Source organism: Limnofasciculus baicalensis BBK-W-15 (genome assembly GCF_024178385.1).
Lineage (GTDB): Bacteria > Cyanobacteriota > Cyanobacteriia > Cyanobacteriales > Coleofasciculaceae > Limnofasciculus > Limnofasciculus baicalensis.
In genome coordinates this window covers 1-1,459 of the sequence record NZ_JAMZMM010000685.1, presented here as the reverse complement: position 1 = coordinate 1,459, position 1,459 = coordinate 1, and the positions used below count along the sequence as shown (strand labels likewise).

1 protein-coding gene is annotated in these 1,459 nt (G+C 46.7%); it reads left to right on the top strand.

Going from position 1 to position 1,459, the window contains the following annotated elements:
• Positions 1 to 144: 144 nt before the first annotated feature.
• Positions 145 to 1,368 carry a geranylgeranyl reductase gene (gene chlP, locus NJ959_RS29460; RefSeq protein ID WP_254015313.1) on the top strand — a complete coding sequence of 408 codons (1,224 nt, stop codon included), beginning with the start codon at positions 145 to 147 and terminating at the stop codon, positions 1,366 to 1,368.
• Positions 1,369 to 1,459 lie beyond the last annotated feature (91 nt).

The following is a 1,459-nucleotide window of genomic DNA, read 5'->3' as shown; positions in this document are numbered from 1 at the left end:
CACCACTCCCCCAAGTATTAAGCAATATTACGCACCATTGTTAAGCTCTATTTCAACTTCCCCAAAATTGCCACTTCCCAGACCCATTAAGCAAAAGTCCGTGATAGGATTCACTCCGTAACTTGAAACAGACGTGGAGAGAAGATGCCAGCACTAAGGGTTGCCGTGGTAGGATCAGGACCAGCAGGCTCGTCAGCCGCTGAAACTCTGGCAAAAGCAGGAATCGAAACTTACTTATTTGAGCGCAAACTCGACAATGCCAAGCCTTGTGGTGGAGCAATTCCACTCTGTATGGTAAGTGAGTTTGACCTGCCACCAGAAATTATTGACAGACGAGTGAGAAAAATGAAGATGATCTCACCGTCTAATGTAGAGGTCGATATTAATCTCATTAACGAAGACGAATATATCGGGATGTGCCGCCGCGAAGTCTTGGATGGCTTCATGCGCGATCGCGCTGCCAAATTAGGTGCTAAGTTAATTAACGGCACCGTTCACACCGTTGACATTCCCACCAATAATACCAACCCATATATTCTCCATTACGCCGACCATTCCGACGGCAGCATGAATGGCGTACAAAAAACCCTCAAAGTAGACCTAGTTATCGGTGCAGATGGAGCCAATTCCCGCGTGGCAAAAGCAATCGACGCTGGGGATTATAATTATGCGATCGCATTCCAAGAGCGAATTCGTCTGCCAGAAGATAAAATGGCCTTCTACAACGACTTGGCAGAAATGTACGTGGGTACTGATGTTTCCCCCGACTTCTACGCCTGGGTATTCCCCAAATACGATCACGTTGCCGTCGGTACAGGGACAATGAAGGTAAACCAAGCCTTAATTAAAAAGCTGCAAGCCGGAATTCGCGCCCGCGCTGCTAAAAAATTAGAAGGTGGGGAAATTATTAAAGTAGAAGCCCATCCTATCCCCGAACATCCTAGACCAAGACGGGTTGTCGGTCGAGTAGCTTTGGTAGGAGATGCTGCTGGTACAGTTACCAAGTCTTCCGGTGAAGGGATTTACTTTGCTGCCAAATCAGCCCGGATGTGTGCCGAAACTATTGTAGAAACTTCTAATGGTGGTACTCGGATTCCCACAGAAGACGATCTTAAGCTTTATCTGAAGCGTTGGGATAAGAAGTATGGACTGACTTATAAAGTACTGGATATCCTGCAAACAGTCTTCTATCGTACTGATGCTACCCGCGAAGCGTTTGTAGAAATGTGTGCCGATTTGGATGTCCAGAAGATGACTTTTGATAGTTATCTGTATAAGACAGTAGTCCCTGCAAATCCATTAGTTCAGCTTAAGATTACTGCTAAGACTATCGGTAGTTTGCTGAGAGGAAATGCCTTAGCACCTTAGAGGGAAACCTCTCCCCCTGCCCCTCTCCTAATAGGAGAGGGGAGTAATTAGGAGAGGGAAACCTCTCCCCCTGCCCCTCTCCTAATAGGAG

Bases quoted from the DNA above. Each gene is read 5' to 3' on its own strand.
- chlP (WP_254015313.1), top strand. From the start codon at position 145: ATGCCAGCACTAAGGGTTGCCGTGGTAGGATCAGGACCAGCAGGCTCG.